19 protein-coding genes are annotated in these 20,512 nt (G+C 56.4%); 16 read left to right on the forward strand and 3 right to left on the reverse strand.

Going from position 1 to position 20,512, the window contains the following annotated elements; all coding sequences use genetic code 11:
- The first annotated feature begins 117 nt into the window (after window positions 1–117).
- From E4T21_RS08115 to sthA, 8 genes are all read left to right on the forward strand, one after another.
- Entirely contained in the window at window positions 118–1,470 is a 1,353-nt protein-coding gene (locus E4T21_RS08115) for a Na(+)-translocating NADH-quinone reductase subunit A (RefSeq protein ID WP_149284516.1), read from the forward strand.
- Window positions 1,470–2,696: an NADH:ubiquinone reductase (Na(+)-transporting) subunit B gene (locus tag E4T21_RS08120; RefSeq protein WP_149287107.1), complete on the forward strand. Its 1,227-nt coding sequence runs from the start codon at window positions 1,470–1,472 to the stop codon at window positions 2,694–2,696. Before E4T21_RS08115 ends, E4T21_RS08120 begins: the two co-directional genes overlap by 1 nt.
- Window positions 2,696–3,523: a Na(+)-translocating NADH-quinone reductase subunit C gene (locus tag E4T21_RS08125; protein ID WP_149284517.1), complete on the forward strand. Its 828-nt coding sequence runs from the start codon at window positions 2,696–2,698 to the stop codon at window positions 3,521–3,523. The genes E4T21_RS08120 and E4T21_RS08125 overlap by 1 nt, the downstream gene beginning before the upstream one ends.
- Window positions 3,524–3,525: 2 nt before the next feature.
- Window positions 3,526–4,194, forward strand: coding sequence for an NADH:ubiquinone reductase (Na(+)-transporting) subunit D (locus tag E4T21_RS08130; RefSeq protein WP_149287108.1), 669 nt, complete (start codon window positions 3,526–3,528; stop codon window positions 4,192–4,194).
- A gap of 1 nt (window position 4,195) precedes the next feature.
- Window positions 4,196–4,813 carry an NADH:ubiquinone reductase (Na(+)-transporting) subunit E gene (nqrE, locus tag E4T21_RS08135; RefSeq protein WP_149284518.1) on the forward strand — a complete coding sequence of 206 codons (618 nt, stop codon included), beginning with the start codon at window positions 4,196–4,198 and terminating at the stop codon, window positions 4,811–4,813.
- A 64-nt stretch (window positions 4,814–4,877) separates the two neighbouring features.
- A complete protein-coding gene (nqrF, locus tag E4T21_RS08140) occupies window positions 4,878–6,110 on the forward strand; it encodes an NADH:ubiquinone reductase (Na(+)-transporting) subunit F (protein WP_149284519.1) in 1,233 nt (410 codons plus the stop codon).
- Between the two features lie 288 nt (window positions 6,111–6,398).
- The gene (gene nqrM, locus E4T21_RS08145; RefSeq protein WP_149284520.1) at window positions 6,399–6,656 is read left to right on the forward strand and encodes a (Na+)-NQR maturation NqrM; all 258 of its coding nucleotides are present in this window, start codon (window positions 6,399–6,401) and stop codon (window positions 6,654–6,656) included.
- A 100-nt stretch (window positions 6,657–6,756) separates the two neighbouring features.
- Window positions 6,757–8,160, forward strand: coding sequence for a Si-specific NAD(P)(+) transhydrogenase (sthA, locus tag E4T21_RS08150; RefSeq protein WP_149284521.1), 1,404 nt, complete (start codon window positions 6,757–6,759; stop codon window positions 8,158–8,160).
- Window positions 8,161–8,289: 129 nt separating this feature from the next.
- Here the strand turns inward: sthA and E4T21_RS08155 are convergent, their stop codons facing one another.
- Genes E4T21_RS08155 through E4T21_RS08165 form a run of 3 tightly spaced genes read right to left on the reverse strand, consistent with a single transcriptional unit; the run spans window position 8,290 to window position 10,216 of the window.
- Window positions 8,290–8,793, reverse strand: a complete 504-nt coding sequence (locus tag E4T21_RS08155; RefSeq protein WP_149284522.1) for a DUF488 domain-containing protein — start codon at window positions 8,791–8,793, stop codon at window positions 8,290–8,292.
- Window positions 8,790–9,806, reverse strand: coding sequence for a PA2778 family cysteine peptidase (locus tag E4T21_RS08160; RefSeq protein ID WP_149284523.1), 1,017 nt, complete (start codon window positions 9,804–9,806; stop codon window positions 8,790–8,792). The genes E4T21_RS08155 and E4T21_RS08160 overlap by 4 nt, the downstream gene beginning before the upstream one ends.
- 20 nt (window positions 9,807–9,826) lie before the next feature.
- Complete coding sequence (locus tag E4T21_RS08165) at window positions 9,827–10,216, reverse strand: PA2779 family protein (protein WP_149287109.1); 390 nt, start codon at window positions 10,214–10,216, stop codon at window positions 9,827–9,829.
- A 745-nt stretch (window positions 10,217–10,961) separates the two neighbouring features.
- Between E4T21_RS08165 and E4T21_RS08170 the strand changes: the two genes are divergently transcribed.
- From E4T21_RS08170 to tssH, 8 genes are all read left to right on the forward strand, one after another.
- Window positions 10,962–11,483, forward strand: coding sequence for a copper resistance protein NlpE N-terminal domain-containing protein (locus E4T21_RS08170; protein ID WP_149284524.1), 522 nt, complete (start codon window positions 10,962–10,964; stop codon window positions 11,481–11,483).
- Window positions 11,484–11,543: 60 nt separating this feature from the next.
- Window positions 11,544–12,293, forward strand: a complete 750-nt coding sequence (locus E4T21_RS08175; protein WP_149284525.1) for a hypothetical protein — start codon at window positions 11,544–11,546, stop codon at window positions 12,291–12,293.
- 54 nt (window positions 12,294–12,347) lie between these two features.
- Window positions 12,348–12,878: a type VI secretion system contractile sheath small subunit gene (gene tssB / locus E4T21_RS08180; protein ID WP_149284526.1), complete on the forward strand. Its 531-nt coding sequence runs from the start codon at window positions 12,348–12,350 to the stop codon at window positions 12,876–12,878.
- Between the two features lie 15 nt (window positions 12,879–12,893).
- Complete coding sequence (gene tssC / locus E4T21_RS08185; RefSeq protein WP_149284527.1) at window positions 12,894–14,399, forward strand: type VI secretion system contractile sheath large subunit; 1,506 nt, start codon at window positions 12,894–12,896, stop codon at window positions 14,397–14,399.
- A 142-nt stretch (window positions 14,400–14,541) separates the two neighbouring features.
- A complete protein-coding gene (tssE, locus tag E4T21_RS08190; RefSeq protein WP_240349331.1) occupies window positions 14,542–15,003 on the forward strand; it encodes a type VI secretion system baseplate subunit TssE in 462 nt (153 codons plus the stop codon).
- Window positions 15,003–16,838, forward strand: coding sequence for a type VI secretion system baseplate subunit TssF (tssF, locus tag E4T21_RS08195; protein WP_149284529.1), 1,836 nt, complete (start codon window positions 15,003–15,005; stop codon window positions 16,836–16,838). The genes tssE and tssF overlap by 1 nt, the downstream gene beginning before the upstream one ends.
- Window positions 16,802–17,881, forward strand: a complete 1,080-nt coding sequence (gene tssG / locus E4T21_RS08200; protein ID WP_149284530.1) for a type VI secretion system baseplate subunit TssG — start codon at window positions 16,802–16,804, stop codon at window positions 17,879–17,881. Before tssF ends, tssG begins: the two co-directional genes overlap by 37 nt.
- Window positions 17,878–20,505: a type VI secretion system ATPase TssH gene (gene tssH / locus E4T21_RS08205; RefSeq protein WP_149284531.1), complete on the forward strand. Its 2,628-nt coding sequence runs from the start codon at window positions 17,878–17,880 to the stop codon at window positions 20,503–20,505. The genes tssG and tssH overlap by 4 nt, the downstream gene beginning before the upstream one ends.
- The last annotated feature ends 7 nt before the right edge of the window (window positions 20,506–20,512 follow it).

The raw sequence follows: 20,512 nt of genomic DNA on the forward strand, positions 1-20,512 counted from the left end.
GGGTTCGTGCTCTCTCGGCGCAACTGGTAATGCGACTCATTATAAAAAAAGAACGGCTCTCATTTCCAGGCGTTCCCCCGTCCAAATTATCTACCGATCCATCAACTGGGCGAGACTATGATCGAAGTCAAAAAAGGCCTGGATCTCCCCATCACGGGAGCACCAGAGCAGCGCATTGACGATGCGCGGCCGGTGCGCCACGTGGCACTCCTGGGTACCGATTACATCGGCATGAAGCCGACCATGGCGGTCAAGGAAGGGGACAAGGTCAAACTGGGCCAGCTACTGTTCACTGACAAGAAGATCGAAGGTGTTCGCTTCACGTCGCCTGCGGCGGGTGAAGTAGTCGCGGTCAATCGCGGCGAGAAGCGAAGGCTTTTGTCGGTTGTCATCAAGGTCGACGAGAACGAGGACGCCGAATCGTTCACTGCTCATGGCCGTGACGGTCTGGACAAGCTGGATCGCCAGGTCGTGGTCGATCAGTTGGTCGAGTCTGGTCTATGGACAGCGTTGCGCGTGCGTCCTTTCTCCCGCACTCCTGAGCTCGACGCAGTGCCGTATGACATCTTTGTTACCGCAATCGATACGCATCCGCTGTCTGCTGATCCGAGTGTGATCATCAATGAGCAGCAGGAAGCCTTCGAGGATGGTCTCAAGGTGCTGACTCGCCTGACCGAAGGCAAGGTGTTCCTGTGCACAGCCCCTGATGCCAAGGTGCCCGGTACTGGTATCAGCGGTGTTCAGCACGAGACCTTCGGCGGCCGCCATCCTGCAGGCCTGGTGGGAACCCATATCCACTTCCTGTCGCCGGCATCCATCCAGCGTCGTGTATGGCATATCGGTTATCAGGACGTTATCGCTTTCGGCAAGCTGTTTGCAGAAGGTAAACTGGATGTCAGCCGTGTCGTGGCCATCGGAGGCCCTCGTGCCGAGAAGCCGCGCCTGCTGCGTACCCGCTTGGGTGCCAGCACGGATGAGCTGCTGGCTGGTGAAGTCGTGTCTCCTGACGATACCCGTGTGATCAACGGCAGTGTCTTCTCCGGTTTTACCGCCGAAGGCAAACTGTGCTATCTGGGACGCTTCTGCCAGCAATTGAGCTTGCTGGAAGAAGGTCTCAAACGTGATTTCATGGGCTGGCTGTCGCCGGGGTCAAAGCGTCACTCCGTGCTGGGTATCTATCTGTCCAGCCTCAAGGGGCTTGGTAGTGACTATGCTCCGACGACGTCCACCAATGGTTCTGAGCGAGCCATGGTGCCGGTGGGTTCCTACGAGAAGGTGATGCCGCTGGATATCCTGCCCACGCAGCTTCTGCGCTCCCTGATCGTTGGCGACATCGAGACCGCCATGCAGCTCGGCTGTCTCGAACTGGATGAAGAAGACCTGGCGTTGTGCACCTATGTGTGCCCTGGCAAGTACGAGTACGGTCCCATCCTCCGCGACAACCTCACCATGATCGAGAAAGAGGTATGATGATGGGTATTCGGCAGACACTCGACAATCTCGAGCCGCATTTCCATAAGGGCGGCAAATACGAGAAGTTCTATCCGCTCTATGAAGCGGTGGACACCATCTTCTATTCTCCGGCAAGCGTGGCCAAGACGGCTTCTCATGTGCGTGATGGTGTCGACCTCAAGCGCATCATGATCACCGTATGGCTCTGCACCTTCCCGGCCATGTTCTTTGGTATGTGGAACACCGGCTGGCAGGCCAACGAAGCCATCGCCGCGGGCTATGAGTCCATGGCTGGCTGGCGTGAAATGGTCCTGCTGACTCTGGCTGGTGGGCATGATGCTGGTAGCCTGTGGTCCAACTTCGTGCTTGGCGCAACATACTTCCTGCCGATCTACCTTGTGACCTTCGTGGTCGGTGGTTTCTGGGAAGTCCTGTTCGCCATCAAGCGTGGTCATGAGGTCAACGAAGGCTTCTTTGTTACTTCCGTGCTGTTTGCCTTGATCCTGCCGGCAACCATTCCGTTGTGGCAAGTCGCCCTGGGTATCACCTTCGGTGTAGTGATCGGCAAGGAAATCTTCGGTGGTACCGGCAAGAACTTCCTTAACCCGGCGCTGACCGGTCGAGCCTTCCTCTACTTTGCATATCCGGCACAGATCTCCGGTGATGCGGTCTGGGTTCCTGCCGATGGATTCACCGGTGCAACTCCGTTGTCCGCCGTCTACCAGAGTGGTATGGCTGCGCTGCAGGATCAGTTCAGCTGGTGGGATGCCTTCCTCGGCTTCATTCCGGGTTCCGTGGGTGAAACTTCGACCCTGGCCATTCTGATCGGCGGTGTCGTGCTGCTGGCGATGGGCATTGCCAGCTGGCGTATCGTGTTGGGTGTGTTCCTCGGCATGGTGGCGATGAGTTCCATCCTCAACCTGGTCGGTTCTGACTCCAACCTGATGTTTGCCATGCCCTGGTACTGGCATCTGGTGGTGGGTGGCTTTGCCTTCGGCATGATCTTTATGGCCACTGACCCGGTATCGGCTTCAATGACCAATCCGGGCCGCTATATCTTTGGCGCGCTGATCGGTGTGATGACGGTGCTGATCCGTGTGGTCAACCCGGCTTTCCCTGAGGGCATCATGCTGGCGATTCTGTTCGCCAACCTGTTTGCGCCGCTCATCGATCACTTCTTTGTGCAGGCCAACATCAAGCGTCGTGCCAAGCGTACTGCTGTCCTGGCCGAGGAGACTGAGTGATGGCTAAAGACAATAACTCTATCGGGAAAGTCCTGACAGTTGCTTTCTCGCTCTGTCTCGTCTGCTCGATCATCGTATCGACGGCAGCCGTGGCATTGCGTTCCAAGCAGGCTGAAAATCAGGAACTCGACCGCAAGACCAACATTCTGGCCGTTGCTGACCTGCTTGAGCCGGGTATGGATGTGGGGCAAGAGTTTGCCAAGGCGGTGACGCCCAAGGCGGTGGAGCTGGCCTCTGGTGAATATACCGATGCCGTGGATGCGACCAGCTATGATGGCTTGACTGCTGCCAAGGACCCGGAGCAGTCTCGTAAGCTGACGGCTGAGCAAGATATTGCTGGCATCGGTCGTGAAGAGAAATTCTCTACTGTCTACCTTGTGGGAGACACTGAGAACCCCGAGAAGATTATCTTGCCGATCCGTGGTCAAGGCCTGTGGGGATTGATGCAGGGCTACCTGTCTGTGCAGGGCGATGGTAACACCATTACGGGTATCACTTTCTTCTCCCATTCCGAAACTCCTGGCCTGGGCGGTGAGGTGGATAACCCCCGCTGGAAAGCCAAGTGGGATGGTAAGGAAATCTACGCTGCCGATGATGGTGATGCGCCAGCCATCGAGCTGGTCAAGGGTGGGGCGAGCAACCCCAACCAAGTCGATGCACTGTCTGGTGCCTCTCTTACCAGTCGTGGTGTGACTCACCTGGTGCAGTTCTGGATGGGCGCGGAAGGCTTTGGCCCATATCTGGAGCGCTTCCGTTCTGGCGGCGCTAGCGCTGCGGATGAGTCTCAGGCCGCTGCCGTCACCACCGACGAGACCGAAGGAGCTTGATGATGGCTGAACCGACTCCCAAGGGCGTCCTGCTGACGCCTCTCTTCAGGAACAACCCCATTGCTCTGCAGATTCTCGGTATCTGCTCGGCATTGGCGGTGACTTCCAGCCTGAGCGTATCATTGGTCATGACCCTGGCCGTGATGTCAGTGACGGCTTTCTCCAGCATGTTCGTGTCGTTGATTCGGAATCATATTCCTTCATCGATCCGAATCATCGTTCAGATGACCATCATTGCCTCTCTGGTCATCGTGGTAGACCAGGTCCTCAAGGCCTATGCCTATGACATGTCCAAGCAGTTGTCGGTGTTCGTTGGTCTGATCATCACCAACTGTATCGTGATGGGGCGTGCAGAAGGCTTCGCCATGACCAATACACCAGGCCTGTCATTCCTCGATGGTATCGGCAACGGTCTTGGCTATGGCTTCATCCTGATGACCGTAGGCTTCATCCGTGAACTGTTCGGTTCTGGCAGCCTGTTTGGTGTGACCATTCTGGAAACCGTTCAGAACGGTGGCTGGTATGTGCCCAACGGCTTGCTGCTGTTGCCGCCGTCCGCGTTCTTCATCATTGGCCTGATCATCTGGGTGCTGCGTAGCATCCACCCGGAACAGGTCGAGAGCAACGAGTTCGTGATGAAGCACAACACTGAGCCGAAGGAGGCCGTGTAACATGGAACATTACCTGAGCCTGTTCGTTGCCTCCGTGTTCGTCGAGAACATGGCCTTGGCCTTCTTCCTCGGCATGTGTACCTTCATGGCGGTATCCAAGAAGGTATCCTCGGCCATCGGCCTGGGTATTGCCGTGGTGGTGGTTCTAACCGTCACCGTGCCGGTGAACAACCTGATCCTGAAGTATCTGCTGGCGGAAGGCGCACTGTCCTGGACAGGCATTCCCGGTGCAGAGAACATCGATCTGACGTTCCTTGGGCTGTTGTCCTATATCGGCGTTATTGCAGCGCTGGTGCAGATTCTCGAGATGTTCCTCGATAAGTTTGTACCGTCTCTGTACAACGCTCTTGGTGTGTTCCTGCCGCTGATCACCGTGAACTGCGCCATCCTGGGTGGCACCCTGTTCATGGTCGAGCGTGACTATAACTTCGGCGAGTCCGTGGTCTATGGCTTTGGTGCTGGTTTCGGCTGGGCACTGGCCATCACAGCTCTGGCAGGTATTCGCGAGAAGTTGAAGTACAGCGATGTGCCAGCGTCTCTGCAGGGACTGGGCATCACCTTCATCACTGTGGGTCTGATGTCCCTGGGCTTCATGTCCTTCTCTGGCATCCAGCTCTGAGCGCGATCCGGCGGTTCGCCGCCGGATACCAGGAAACGCTAGCAAATAGCAATAGGAAACCGACATGGTTGATACAACAGTCATCGTGCTCGGCGTGGTCATGTTCACCGTCATCGTCATCAGTCTGACGGCGGTGATCCTGGCAGCCCGAAGCAAGCTGGTCAGCACCGGCGATGTGTCCATTGAGGTCAATGGAGACCCTGCCAACACCATTACCACCCAGGCAGGCGGCAAGCTGCTCAACACTCTTGCAGCCAACGGCATCTTCCTGTCTTCCGCCTGTGGCGGCGGCGGCTCTTGCGCTCAGTGCCGTTGTCGTGTGGAAGAGGGTGGTGGTTCCATCCTGCCCACCGAAGAATCTCATTTCACCCTGCGTGAAAAGAAAAGCGGCTGGCGCCTGTCGTGCCAGGTGCCTGTCAAGCAGGACATGAAGATTCAGGTGCCGGAAGAGGTGTTTGGTGTCAAGAAGTGGGAATGTGAGGTCATCAAGAACCCTAACGTTGCCACCTTCATCAAGGAACTCAACCTCAAGTTGCCTGAGGGAGAGGAAGTGGCGTTCCGCGCTGGCGGTTATGTTCAGCTGATTGCGCCGCCTTATGACATCAAGTTCTCCGACTTCGATGTCGAGGACGAGTACCGTGGAGACTGGGACAAGTTCGGTCTGTTCAATATCTCTCACAAGAACACCGAAGAAGTCATCCGTGCATACTCGATGGCCAACTATCCGGAAGAGAAGGGTATTCTCAAGTTCAATATCCGGATTGCCACGCCTCCGCCCAACTCCAGTCATCCGCCTGGCTTGATGTCTACCTATGTCTTCAGTCTGAAGCCGGGTGACAAGGTCACTGTGATGGGGCCCTTCGGTGAGTTCTTTGCCAAGAAAACCGATGCCGAGATGGTCTTCATTGGTGGTGGTGCCGGCATGGCGCCGATGCGCAGCCATATCTTCGACCAGCTCAAGCGCCTGAACAGCACGCGCAAGATGTCCTTCTGGTACGGTGCTCGTTCCTGGCGTGAAACGTTTTACAACGAGGAATATGACCAGTTGGCCAAGGAGCATTCGAACTTCGAATGGCACCTGGCACTGTCTGATCCTCTGCCCGAGGACAATTGGGAAGGCCCGACGGGCTTTATTCACAATGTGCTCTACGAGAACTATCTCAAGGACCATCCGGCTCCTGAAGATTGCGAGTTCTACATGTGCGGACCGCCCATGATGAACGCTTCCGTGATCAAGATGCTGCTGGACCTTGGCGTTGAGCCAGAGAATATCCTGCTCGACGACTTTGGTGGCTGATTCATCAGTGTCATCAACAAAACCGGCCCTTCTGGGCCGGTTTTGTTTTATGCGTGATAACGTTTCGTAGGCTATAAAAGCGCAGCACCGAGGACCGAAATCTGGCATAATGGGACCAGAAACGATGGAACCTGCCACCGTCATGAGTCGTCCGATATCTGGGGCAATGTCTATTTGAGGTAAGGTTCCCTCGGTTCCGGCAACTAACCCCATAGGCAGCGGTTGATGTTGATTCCTGTTGCCTGGATTCATTGCGTGTTGCCTGTGATTTATAGCAAGGAGTCTGTCATGACCATCTTTTTCGTTGTTCTTGCTGCCATGTTGCTGATTACCGCTGCCATGGCCATTGGTGTCATCATGGGGCGCAAGCCCATTGCCGGCTCCTGTGGCGGCCTCAATGCTCTGGGGCTCAAGGATGGGTGCGAGATCTGTGGTGGCAAGGATGAGGTTTGCGAGGAAGAGTCTCGCAAGCGTGCCGTCAGTACGCGCCGACGTGCCGATGAAAATCGTGGTCTTGATCTGGGCTACGACGCTACTCGTCGTTGATCGCGCGGCAGTTGATTGAATCGAATGAATGATGACGGCGCCCCGAGGGGCGCCGTGCTCGGTTCTGGGGACCGGGAAAGACAGGAATAAGGGAGAAACGATGGTAGTCCACAGCTCGGTGCACAAGTACGATGTCGTGGTTATTGGTACTGGTCCTGCCGGTGAAAGTGCGGCGATCAATGCCGCCAAGAATGGCAAGCGCGTGGCCATCATCGAAAAGCAGGCCCGTGTTGGCGGCAATTGCACGCATTGGGGCACGATACCTTCCAAGGCATTGCGCCATCAGGTTCGCCAGATCATGTCATTCAATACGAACACCATGTTCCGTGACATCGGTGAGCCACGCTGGTTTTCCTTTCCCAAGGTGCGTGAGCGTTCCCGGCCTACGATCGATCGGCAGGTGGCAATGCGTACCAACTTTTATGCGCGTAATCGCATCGACCTTTACCATGGGGTGGCGCATTTCAAGGATGAGAACACTCTGGTAGTGAGGGGGAGCAGCGAGAAAAACGAGGAGCTGGTTGCGAAAGAGATCATCATTGCCACGGGATCTCGTCCGTACCGGCCTGCCGATATCGATTTTCGTCATCCGCGAATCTATTGTTCCGACAGTATTCTGGGCATGGGCCACACTCCACGGACCCTGATCATTTTCGGGGCTGGTGTGATCGGGTGCGAGTATGCCTCGATCTTCTCCGGGCTGAGCCTCAAGGTCGACCTGATCAACAACCGCGATAGCCTGCTGTCCTTCCTTGATGACGAAATCAGTGACGCCTTGTCCTATCATCTGCGCAAGCATGGTGTGTTGATTCGTCATAACGAAGATTATGAGCGAGTCGAAGGCGATGATGAGGGTGTCACGGTCTATCTCAAATCGGGCAAGCGCCTGCGAGCCGATGCCTTCCTGTGGGCCAACGGACGTACCGGCAATACGGATGAGCTAGGGCTCGAGAATATTGGCTTGACCGCCAATGGGCGCGGGCAGTTGCAAGTTGATGAGCACTATCGCACGGCCATTCCGCATATCTATGCGGCTGGCGATGTCATTGGTTGGCCTAGTCTTGCCAGCGCGGCTTACGACCAAGGGCTGAATGCCTGCAATACGCTGCTGGACAAGAAGTTCCGTTACATCACTGAGGTACCGACCGGAATCTACACCATTCCGGAGATCAGCTCCTTCGGTCGCACCGAGCGTGAGCTGACAGAAGCCAAGGTGCCCTATGAAGTCGGCCACGCGTTCTTCAAGGACACCGCTCGAGCACAGATCACTGGCGATACGGTGGGGATGCTCAAGATCCTGTTCGATCAGAGCACGCTGGAGATATATGGCATTCATTGCTTTGGTGACCAAGCTTCAGAAATCGTGCATATCGGCCAGGCCATCATGCAGCAGGAGGGGGCGGCGAATACGCTGGAGTACTTCGTCAATACAACGTTCAACTATCCGACCATGGCGGAGGCCTATCGGGTTGCCGCGCAAAATGGCCTGAATCGAGTGTTCTGAGTGCTCCTGCCTATGCATTGCCGCTCCATGATGGATCGACATGCAGACGCAAGACGGCGCCCATTGGGGCGCCGTCTTGCGTCTTGATCATCGTTCAGGGGTATCACCCCGGAGCAGGGCTATGGCTGGTCAGGATGATGGGGTGTCATCCGAGAGATTCTCATCGGTAGAGGATTGACCAAGAGATTGATCGTCATCGAGATGTTTTCCGCCGAAGTGCTTCTCGTTGCCGTAGCAGGGCGGTGAAGACGGCAGGACATCTGCCTGGTCTTCCTTGTGCAGGGCCTCGAGGATGGCGTCACGTAAAAGAGGCAGGTAAGACTCTTCCACGTCGCGGGTGGCTGTCAACAGGGTCAGGCGTCCGCGTCTAACCAGGCGCATCAGTGGCACCAGGTTCTCGGGGTTGTCGCGCAACTCTCCGCGATAGCGAATTTCAAATACCGCACGGTTTATCGCTTCGTCGTGATAACGGCGGCGCAAGGCGTTGCTGGGAGATGCGTCTCGATACCAGTCGGTCAGCGCTAGGGCCTCGCGTGCTCGTCCGCGTGGCCAGAGACGGTCGACCAGGATGCGGGCACCGTCAGACTCGTCGATGGGCTGATAGATACGCTTGACGACGATGTCATAGCTCATAGGGGCTTCTCCTTAAGTCCCGGTGTCTTGTTGTGTTGTGGTGTGCTGCGATCATCTAATCCGCCAGCGTCGAGCTCAGTCAGCGCACGTTGAGCAGTTTCCTGCCATGGTCCACTGATGGTTGCGGCCTGGCGCAGTGCGGTGCGTGCAGCGCTTTGCTGGCCCAGGTCGGCCTGGGTCAGGCCGAGATTGAGCCAGGCGGGGGCCAGCATTGGATCAAGCAAGGTTGCCAGCTGCCAGGCATCGATAGCGTGCTCGGTGTCATCCGTTGCATGGTAGGCGTTGCCCTGCGCGAAAGCGCCCATGGCATTGTTCGGGAAGCGTTCCGTGAAGGCTCGCCAGGCCGGGAGTGCGCTGGCAGCTCCTTGGGAGCTTTCAAAGTCGGAAATGGCCTGCAGGGCATTCTGGGCTTCGATATCGACCGGAAGCTCGCCGGGAGCAAGAGCAACGAAGGCCCAGCGCTTGCTGCGCGCCCAGGTGGCATCGAAGCGGCTGAACGCTATGTGATCCTGGCGAGTAACACCTGTGCGCATCGACAGTTCTTCATTGCTCAGGTCGTAGCCATTGACGACAGCAAAGTGCCACAAAGGAAAGGCGGGTAGTGACAGATTTTGCAGTACGGCGACAGGGTGGCCTGCATCGACTTCGCCCAGTACGGCATCAAGCCGTGCCGGTAGCACAAAGGGGATGCGTCCGTGGCGTCGAGTCGCAGCCAGCATTTCTGGCTGCAGGCTGCCCTTGCGGCCAGGAACGTAGACTTCAGGAATCAGGGTGTCGACACTGACATCCACGTTGCTGTCGTTAAGCAACATAGCGAGGGTTGCTGGGCCGCATTGATAGTCCCGCTGCGGGTGGAAGGGGACATCTTCGAGCAATACCTTGGGCTGGATTCTGGTGCCGAGCCCGGGATCAAGCTTTGGGCTGCTGGCACAACCTGTCAGCAGGAACAAGACTGCCAATGCTATAGCGCCCGCGAGGCGGGCGCTATAGAGAGGGTGTGATAAGCGCGGCATGCGGTGCTCGCTGGATATCATCAACGGACGAAGGGGAAGACGTCAGTCAGCCCGAGAATATCAGTCACCAGCAGGATGACGAAGACGGCGAACAGTACGCCGACAACACTGGCACCTGCCGGCATGTTGTCAAGCTGGTCTGCCATCTGCTGAGCCTCACTGTCGGATAGAGCTGCCACGCGTTTTTCCACTTCGGATGGATCGACGCCCTGGGCGACGAGCTGGCGTTGGACGTCTTCGCGGGCAAGTACCTGGGTGATACGGTCACGCGCATCATTTTGGCTCTGTGCAGACAATACATCGGCGGTGGATGCTAGTGGTGTAGGGGATGCGGAGGCCATCACCGGCATGGCGCCAAAGGCCAAGGTAACAATCAGCATGGAGCAAAGGAGTCGGCGCAGTCGGAAAATCATTTGCAGCTTCCTTGATTATATGGGCGACGGGCCCTGGAGTTATCGGTTAAACATTGTTACTGCCTGCAGGGGCAGCAGTAGGACGAGATGCACTTGCCAGCGCCAAGCATCCGGCTAAACGGCGCGGTTGCGACTTCATAGAGTATAACCAACATGAGGGCGGCATTTCACTAACGGCAGGCGTGTGGAAGGCGCCTTTCGGGCTGGCTATCTGTCCTTGCTTCAAAATGGAAGGATGCATGGTTGCATGAGGCGTTGCACAAATTGCAACATTGCCAATGTATCTTCATGAGACCTTCCTTTACGCAAAAGCACGGTTATGCACATAAAATTTCAGAAATTACTGATTCAAAAGAAGAAAAGAACCATGTGTGAGATATCTCTTACAAACAAATAATATATCGCTTACACATGTCCACTCGTAGGTAAGCTGTCGGAGAACATGGGCATCTGGTATTGTGCACCGCAAGGGGACGGTTCGGCAGTTCTGTATATCCTGGCACGGTTGCATGAAGGGATTACACATGTCGTCATGTGCATGACAAGTGCACTATGTAACAAGTTGCGCCAAGATAGATGCATTGAGCTGACCGAACGAGAAGGAAGAGAAGAAGCGCATTGAAGCACTTCTTTGAATAATTAATGGACCATGATGGAGTGTTGCTGTCTTGGTTGTGGATGATGTCTATGGGGCTTGTTTTTAGGGCTTGTATAGATAGTGTCTGTGACTGGCAGATCTCTTATGTCTAACATTAATCAAACGCTACGCAGGGTAGCGACGCGTTCATTGCTTGTTTCCGACAGTGCTGTTCACGGCAGAACCATCGCTGCTTCATCGCTGCTGCTGGGGGTTGCCCTTGCCGCGCTGGGGGGCTGTGCTTCTACAGATGAACAGGGCGGGGGGCAGCGCTCGGAGCCCGTGACTCGTTATGTAGGCACGTTGCCTTGCGATGACTGTCGCGAGATTCGTGCCGACCTGACATTGCATCGCGACCCTGATGATGGTCATCCGATGAACTATGTTCTGCAGCAGACTCACGTCGATGCGATTGGTGGGGATTTTACCTCAACGCTCTGGGGGAGTTGGGAACAAGCTGTATCGGGTGAGCAACGCTTTTATCGTTTCGACGGTAAATTGCAGCCATTCATCTTGCGCCTGGATGATGATGGTCAACGGTTGAGCTGGGTCGACACCGTTCAAGATTCCAATGGCGGATCCGATATCAAGACCTATGAACTCAAGCGAGCTGAACCCTTGTACTAGTTTCGTCAACTAGTCTCATCAATAGATAAATAAACAAGGGCGGCAGGAGGGAATCTGGAAATGGAACGAACGTTTGACATAGAGTCGTTCATCAAGGCCCGCAAACAGACGCGAGTCGTCGGTGATCTCCTGCATGAACAGGCAACGGATTACCTCGATACGCTGGGGTTACTGATTCGCCCCCAGACGATCTTTGGCGAGTATCTTCAAGGTGCGCCACGAGGCAGTGGCAGAGAAGCCCAGCATGCTTTCAAGGAATTCAAGTCCCTGTTTGAAAACACTGCAGGGGCAGCTCCATTTCGACTGATCCAGGAACTGGATGTTCCTTTGGAAATCCTCAGTTCTACCCCCCAACTGTATCCCTACGAATACGACGTGTCCCTGGCGGGACGTAACAAGCCTCTGCGCGTCACCAGTCCGGTGCGCTGGATCGTCGGTTTCAAGGGCTTCGAGCTACAACAGTTTCGCCAGATCATCAAAGACCCTAATCGCAGCACCGCCGAACTGTTCCGCTTTGTCGTGCATTACCTGATGCTCTTTTATTGCATCAATCGTGCACCAGGTCTGGGTCGTTTGCTGCTGGGGCTGCGTTTTCCCGTCAGTTTCGAGAAGCTGACGGATTTCGGTGACATGCCATTCTGTGTCATTGGTTCTCCGGTGACATCACATCTTCCGGATGAAGGCCTGATCCTGCGAAGCACTGAGATTGCCGGTAACAACACTTTTGAAGAGCTGATTGACGAGGCGGACGTCGCCGAAATGGAAGACGCCGTCAAGGAACGCCTGATGAAGGCCATCGCCGCGATTTGAGGTCGTCGGCACTGAAGCGAACGAATCATATCAACGCATGAGGATATCGACGCCATGGCGGAAAGGGATAGCACACAACACAAGCTGGGACGAATTCGCGCACCGCGTGTTCACATTACCTACGATGTGGAGATTGGCGATAGCCAGGAGCAGAAGGAGCTTCCCTTCGTGGCTGGCGTGGTGGGGGATTACACCGGTAATCCACTGAGCCCGCCTCCCAAGCTCAAGGATCGCAAGTTTGTTGCCATCGACCGTGACAATTTCAACAGCGTGTTGAAGGGGTTCAAGCCCCGCTTGGCTTATCGGGTCGACAATACGCTGTCGAAAGATGGTTCTCAATTGCCGGTAGAACTGAACTTCAATGCACTGGAAGACTTTGAACCACAAAACGTGGTTAAACAGGTCGAACCGCTGCGCAAGCTGTTGGAAGTGCGTAACAAGCTGGCCGACCTGCGCAACAAGATGGGCGGCAACGACAAGCTGGAAGAACTGCTGATGGACGTGCTGCAAAACAGCGAGAAACTCAAGGCCCTGGGCGAAGAGTTTGGTCGCGAACAAGCGGTACGCTCAGACGACGACAAGTAACGGCGGAGTCACGACATGTCAGAGAAGAATACCGAAACCCAGGCAGCGGCGGCTCAGGACGTTCAGGAAACGGTTTATGCGCCACAGTCGTCGCTGCTTGACAGCATCATTTCCGAAAGCCGAGTGGCTCGCTCGGAGACTGAGCGTAACCGCGCTCGTGACCTGATTGAGGAATTGGTGGCTCAGGTGCTGGAGGGAGAAGTTCTTCCCAGCAAAGACCTGATTGCCGTGCTTGATGCCCGCATCGCGGAAATCGACGCCATGCTCTCGGAGCAGATGAACGAGATCATGCATGCCAACGAGTTCCAGCAGCTCGAATCATCCTGGCGTGGTCTCAAGTATCTGGTTGACCAAAGTGAAACGGGCACCAACATGAAGATTCAGGTGCTCAATGCGACCAAGAAAGATCTGGTTCGCGATATGAAGTCAGCTCCGGAATTTGATCAAAGTGCGCTGTTCAAGAAAGTGTACGAAGAAGAGTATGGCACTTTCGGTGGTGCCCCCTTCGGTATGCTGATCGGTGATTATGAGTTTTCTCGTAGCCCCGAAGATATCTACCTGCTCGAGCAGATATCTCACGTGGCAGCTGCTGCCCATGCTCCGTTCATCTCGGCGTCTTCCCCCGAACTGTTCGGCTGGGACTCCTTCACTGAAATGAGTGGGCCACGAGACCTCTCCAAGATCTTCGATACGGTTGAATACGCCAAGTGGAAATCCTTCCGCAATTCGGAAGATGCTCGCTACGTAGGCCTGACCCTGCCCCATGTGCTTGGGCGTCTGCCGTACGGCCCAGACACTGATCCGGTTGAAGAATTCAACTTTGTCGAGAATGTCGATGGCCGTGAGCACAACAAGTATCTGTGGATGAATGCCGCATATGCTCTGGGTGCACGGGTGACGGACGCTTTCTCCAACTATGGCTGGTGTGTGGCGATTCGTGGTGTCGAAGGCGGCGGCCTGGTCGAGGATCTGCCGACTCACACTTTCCAGACCGATGATGGAGAAGTGGCGCTCAAGTGTCCGACAGAGATCGCCATCACCGATCGCCGGGAGAAAGAACTGGCCGATCTTGGCTTCATTCCGTTGGTGCATTGCAAGGGTACCGATTATGCCGCCTTCTTCGGCGTGCAGTCTTCCCAGAAGCAGAAGCATTACAACACGGATGTGGCCAATGCCAATGCGCGTCTGTCGGCACAGCTGCAGTACATATTCGCCACTTCACGTATTGCCCATTACATGAAGGCCATCATGCGTGACAAGGTGGGCAGCTTTGCCTCGCGCACCAGTGTCGAGCGCTATCTCAATGACTGGTTATCCCAGTATGTACTACTTGATGATAACGCTAGCCAGGAGGCCAAGGCCCAGTTCCCGCTGCGTGAAGCGCGTGTGGAAGTGGCCGAGGTGCCGGGCAAGCCAGGTGTGTACAAGGCGGTGACTTTCTTGCGTCCTCACTATCAGCTTGATGAGTTGACAGCGTCTCTGCGCCTGGTAGCAGAGCTTCCCCAGTCAACTCGCAATTGATCGCGGTTGATGCCGTTGAGTAGGGGCATCGTCGAGAGCTGAAGTTGTTGAGGGTCTGTGCCGACCGAGGGAGATAGCCTGAAGTCGGCCGTCATGGTTGATGAGGTAAGCCGCCGTGCAAGTCAAAGGCACAAGGATGTTCGTGCCCACACTCTGGGATCGTCTACTTGATGACGAACCGCATCGCAGTGTGGAAGCCGTGGAAAGGCAATGGTGCTCACTCGAGGAGTACAAGGCCTCGATCGTGAGTGATCTGGAATCCTTGGTCAACACTCGTCGAGAGCTCCTGGCATCCCGATTGTCGGGATATCCACTGCTGCATGGTTCGTTGCTGGAGTTCGGTTTGCCTGACTTTCTTGGTCGGGGGCTGCACAGCAGTGAAGACCGTCAACTGATTCAGCGCCAACTCGAACATGCCATCGAAAGCAACGATTGTCGCTTTCGCAACGTGCGTGTCCGGCTGCTTGATCAGGACAACCAGGACCGTCTGTTGCGCTTTCGAGTGGATGCCTTGCTGGTACTGGTGGATGCCTCTCAGCAAGTCGCTTTTGATGCGGTGCTTCAAGCCGAAACCCAGAGTTATAAAGTACAGAATCTGACCTGATGCTAGACGAACTGCTGCCGTATTATGAAAAGGAACTTTCGCACCTGCGCTTTCTGGGCCAGGAGTTCGCGCGTGAGTATCCGAAAGTGGCTGCTCGTCTCCAGCTCGAAGAGGATGGATGTGCCGATCCGCACACCGAACGCCTGATCGAGGCGTTTGCCTTCCTGTCGGCTCGTGTCCACAAGAAGCTCGATGATGACCTGCCGGAAATCGTCGAGTCCTTTCTTGATGTGTTGTATCCCCATTACCTGAGGCCCACGCCTTCGCTGTCGATTGCCCAGTTTGACCTTGGTGATCGGTCGACACTGGATTCACGCTACCGAGTGTCGCGGCATACAGAACTGTTTTCTCGCGCGGTCGGAGGCACGGCCTGCCGCTTCCGCACCTGCTACGACGTGAGTGTCTGGCCGATCAAGGTGGAACAGGCACGTTTCAACTTGCTGGAGCGTTCGGCCTTCAATGGACGTGACCGGGACAGCGTTGCGCGTCTGGACCTTGACCTGGCAAGCCTGGCAGGTCAGAGCGTCGGCCCCCTGGGTATTGATAGCCTGCGCTTCTTCCTCGATGGGGAAGGGGCCTTGATGCATCCATTGCATGAACTGCTCTTCAATAACCTGTCACGGCTCAGTGTCAGCTTCCATGAAGGTAGCCAGCGCCGTGAAGTCAATCTGCCTCTCGATGCTATCCAGGCAGTAGGGTTTGGCGTGGATGAAGGGCTTATCGAGTATTCCGAACGTTCCTTCCTCGGTTATCGCCTGTTGCATGAGTACTTCATCTTCCCGGAGAAATTCATGTTCTTCGATATCCGGGGATTGGAGCGAGTGTTGGCGAGAGTCAAGGGCTCGGGCTTCCAGCTGCATTTTCATTTTGCGGACTATACCCAGAGTGAGCGCCTGGCACGCCTGGCTCAGAACCTCGGGCGCAATCATTTTCGTCTTGGCTGTACCCCAGTGATCAACCTGTTCCAGCAATTGGCGGAGCCGATCAAGCTGACCCACACCCAGCATGAATACCCGGTGGTGGCCGATGTTCGTCATCCCTATGGGGTGGAAATCCTGTCCATCGACAGCGTCAAGAGGGTCAAGAAAACCGCTGAGCGCGATGTGGTGTCAGTGTGTCACCCATTCTTCGAACCACGTCGCCGGGATACCCAGCGCGGTGAGAGTTACTGGGTCGCCAGGCGAGTGCCTTCGGAACGCCGCCAGGATAATGGTACCGAGTTGCAACTGCGCCTGGTGGACCGAGAGCTGACCCGAGTCGATACCGCCAACGATGTGCTCAGTCTCAAGCTGACATGCAGTAACCGGGATCTGCCACAGCAGTTGGGCTTCGGGCAGCCGCAAGGCGATTTCACCCTGCCTCAGGAACAGGTCGTCAAGACCATTCGTTGCCTGCGCAAGCCGACCACCGCAGTGCGTCCCCCGCTGGGCAAGGGGCTGATATGGCGCTTGATTTCTCATCTGTCGCTCAATCACCTGTCGCTGGTATCCCGTGGCCGAGAAGCCTTGCTGGAAATCCTCTCGCTGTACAACTATCGCGACACGGAAGCAGCCCGTCGCCAGATCAATGGCATCGTGTCAATTGACAGCCAGCCAGCCATGACCCGAATCGGGCATCCTCGCCCGGCGTTCGTGCGTGGCCTGGGCATTACCCTGGAGCTCGACGAGCAGCAGTTCATCGGTAGCGGTATCTATCTATTTGGCATGGTGCTGGACCATTTCTTCGGACAGTACTGCTCCATCAACAGTTTTACTCAACTCACCTTGCGTAGCCGCCAGCGTGAGAAGGATGTGGTGACATGGCCGCCCAGAACCGGCTCTCAGCCCCTGGTCTGATCGATCGAGCTCGGGCTGAGCCATACCGGTTCGGCTTCTTCCAGCTCGTACGCTTGCTCAGGCTGCATTACAGCCATCAGGGGCGGCTTGACCCTGAGTCACGCCCCCATGAGGATCCGCTGCGCTTTCGTACCAAGCTGTCGCTGGAGTTTCCGGCCAGTGAGATCAGTGACCTGACCTTTGAAAGTACCAAGCGTCTGTCACCCCTGGAGCAGCCACTGACCGAGGTCCAGGTCACCTTCATGGGCCTGATCGGGCCTTCGGGTGTTCTGCCACGGCCTTATACCGAGACGCTGATCGATCGCCACATACAGCTGCGTGACGATGCAGCTCATGCGTTTCTTGATCTGTTCTCACATCGCATGACAGCGCTGTTCTACCAAGCCTGGCAGAAATACCGCTTCTTCATCGAATACGAGCGCAAGGGTGAGGCTGACTTCGAACGTCAATTGCATGCACTGCTGGGCCTGACGGAGCGCTCCACGGCACTGCTGACTGATCGCCATGCCAAGGGTGAGGGAGAGGCGAACCTGCCCAGGGAGTTGTTTGGTTACTTTGCCGGTCTGCTCGGGCAACGTCCACGCAACACCCACAACCTGCAGGTGATGCTGGGCTTCTATTTTGGCGTGTCCTGCCAGGTACGTCCTTTCTCGGGGCGTTGGCTGGATATTCCCGAGCGTGAGCGCACATGCCTGGGCTCGCGCAATGCCCAGTTGGGGCAGTCGGCCGTGGCAGGCAATCGAGTGTGGGACTACCAGTCCTGTGTACGAATAGCGCTAGGGCCACTTCTCCGGGAGGATTTCCAGCGTTTTCAGCCAGGTTCTCCTGATTACGCTCAACTGGTGGAACTGATCCGCTTCTATCTCGGTGCTGAGCTGGATTTTGAAATTGAACTTGAACTCGAAGCTCGTGAAGTACCTGCGGCCCGCCTGGGCGGGAGCGATGGAGTGACGCTTGGTCGCATGGGCTGGCTGGGCAGTCAGGCGCGTACATGCAACGGTCATGCACTTTTCCAAATCCCCTTTAATGGAGCCACAACGTGAGCCTCAAGACACTGTTTGCCAAGCTCAATGATGTCAGCCGCGGTGCCATGGAAGAGGCCGCTGGCCTGTGTCTGGCTAAACGTCAGTACGAAGTCGATGTCGAGCACCTGCTGCTCAAGCTGCTCGATGCTGATGACAACGATGTGCTGCGCATTGTCCGCCATTATGAACTGGCCCTGGATCGGCTCGCCGATCAGCTTGATCAGGCACTGGAATCCTTCAAGACAGGCTGTACCCGCACTCCGGCGCTGTCACCGCATATCACTCGCCTGATAGAGCGGGCCTGGGTGATTGCTTCCATCGAGCAGGAAGTTTCATGCATTCGCAGCGGGCACCTGATGCTGGCCTTGCTGAGTGATCAGGAGTTGCGCCGGATTGTAGTGGAAAGTGCTCCTGAGCTGGAGCATCTGGATGCCGACGACCTGCGCCTGAACTTCAATGATCTGCTGTCAGCCAGCCCCGAGCAACAGAGTGCTGGCCAGGCGAGCTCCACCACAGCGGGGAAGGAGGGGACAACGCGCCGCGGCGGCAAGACGCCGGCCCTGGATCAGTACACCATCGACCTGACGGCCAATGCCCGGGAAAAACGCCTCGACCCCGTACTCGGCCGGGATGCTGAAGTTCGTCAGATGATCGACATTCTTACCCGTCGTCGCCAGAACAACCCGATTCTCACCGGAGAGGCCGGGGTCGGCAAGACAGCAGTGGTCGAGGCCCTGGCGCTGAAGATAGTTGCCGGAAATGTGCCCGATGCGCTGGCTAACGTCGAGCTGCGCACTCTGGACCTGGGCTTGCTGCAGGCCGGTGCCGGGGTGAAAGGGGAGTTCGAACAGCGTCTCAAGAATGTCATTGAAGAGGTCAAGCGCAGCCTGCACCCGATCATCCTGTTCATTGATGAAGCGCATACGCTGATCGGCAGTGGCGGGCAGGCAGGCCAGAACGATGCTGCCAACCTGCTCAAGCCAGCACTGGCTCGGGGCGAGCTGCGTACCATCGCTGCCACGACCTGGGCGGAATACAAGAAGTACTTCGAAAAAGACGCCGCGCTGGCACGGCGCTTCCAGGTCATCAAGGTCGATGAGCCGACAGAAGAGGTTGCCATTGATATGCTGCGCGGCCTGGCGGGGCGCATGCGTGATCACCATGGTGTGGAAATTCTCGATGATGCCGTGATCCAGGCAGTGCGCCTGTCCCATCGCTACATCACGGGTCGCCAGTTGCCGGACAAGGCGGTCAGTGTGCTGGATACTGCCTGTGCACGCGTGGCTCTGGGCCAGGCGGTAGCCCCGGCGGAGTTGGAAGATGCGCGTCAGCGCCTGAGTGACCTCGATGCCGAGCAGGCGGCGTTGTTGCATGAGCAGGAGCGCGGTGAAGACGGCCACGGCGCTCGCCTTGAAGAACTGGCAACCAAGCGTGCTGAACTGGTCGATACGATCGCCGACCTGGAACTGCGCTGGCAGCAGCAGCGCGATGGTGTGGCGGCGATTCGTGATGCAGAGAAAGCTCTGAGTGAGGCAGAAGACGAGGCGGCCCGTGAAGTCGCCCGCGAGAACCTGCTGAAGGCGCGTCATGCACTCGAGGATATCGTCGGTGACAGCCCCATGGTGCATCCCTGTGTCGATGGCAATGCCATTGGTTCAGTAGTGGCTGCCTGGACGGGGATTCCGCTGGGCAAGATGCAGCGTGACGAGATCGACACAGTACGGCGTCTGCCGGAGCTGCTGGGAGAGCGCGTCATTGGCCAGGACCATGCCCTGGTCGAGATCGGCAAGCGCATCAGCCTTTCCAGGGCCAAGCTCGAGGACCCCAACAAGCCCATCGGCGTCTTCTTGCTGCTCGGCCCCAGTGGTGTCGGCAAGACCGAGAGCGCCTTGGCGCTGGCCGACACTCTGTACGGCGGTGAACGTAATCTGATCACCATCAACATGTCCGAATACCAGGAAGCACATACCGTTTCCTCGCTCAAGGGCTCGCCGCCTGGTTATGTCGGCTATGGCGAAGGTGGTGTGCTGACCGAGGCTGTCCGGCGCAAACCCTACAGCGTAGTGCTGCTGGATGAGGTCGAGAAGGCACATCCAGATGTGCTTGAGCTGTTCTTTCAAGTGTTTGACAAGGGCGTCATGGAAGATGGCGAAGGACGCGAGATCGATTTTCGCAACTGCGTCATCCTGCTGACTTCCAATGTTGGTACAGACTGGATCATGGAGCGTTGCCTGGGGGCCGAGTCTCTACCTGAGGCAGAGTCACTGGTAGAGGAAATGCGTGATTCACTCAATGCCATCTTCAAGCCGGCCTTCCTCGGACGTCTCAAGATCGTGCCCTATTACCCTGTGCAGGGTGATGTGCTCACGCGAATCGTCAACCTCAAGCTGTCTCGCCTGCAACAGCGCTTCTCGCATAACCATGGGGCTCAACTCAGCTTCGAGGAATGTGTGGCGGAGCATATTGCCGAACGCTGCACCCAGACCGATAGCGGCGCCCGCAGTATCGACCACCTGTTGACCGGCTCCTTGATGCCGCAACTGGCTGAACGGGTATTGGAGCGCATGGCGGAAGATACACCTATCGATAGCATCGAAGTGGGTGTCGACGAGCATAGCGACTTCACCTATCGCCTGATGTAGGAAAAGA

The sequence above is a fragment of the Halomonas binhaiensis genome (assembly GCF_008329985.2).
Classification (GTDB): domain Bacteria; phylum Pseudomonadota; class Gammaproteobacteria; order Pseudomonadales; family Halomonadaceae; genus Halomonas; species Halomonas binhaiensis.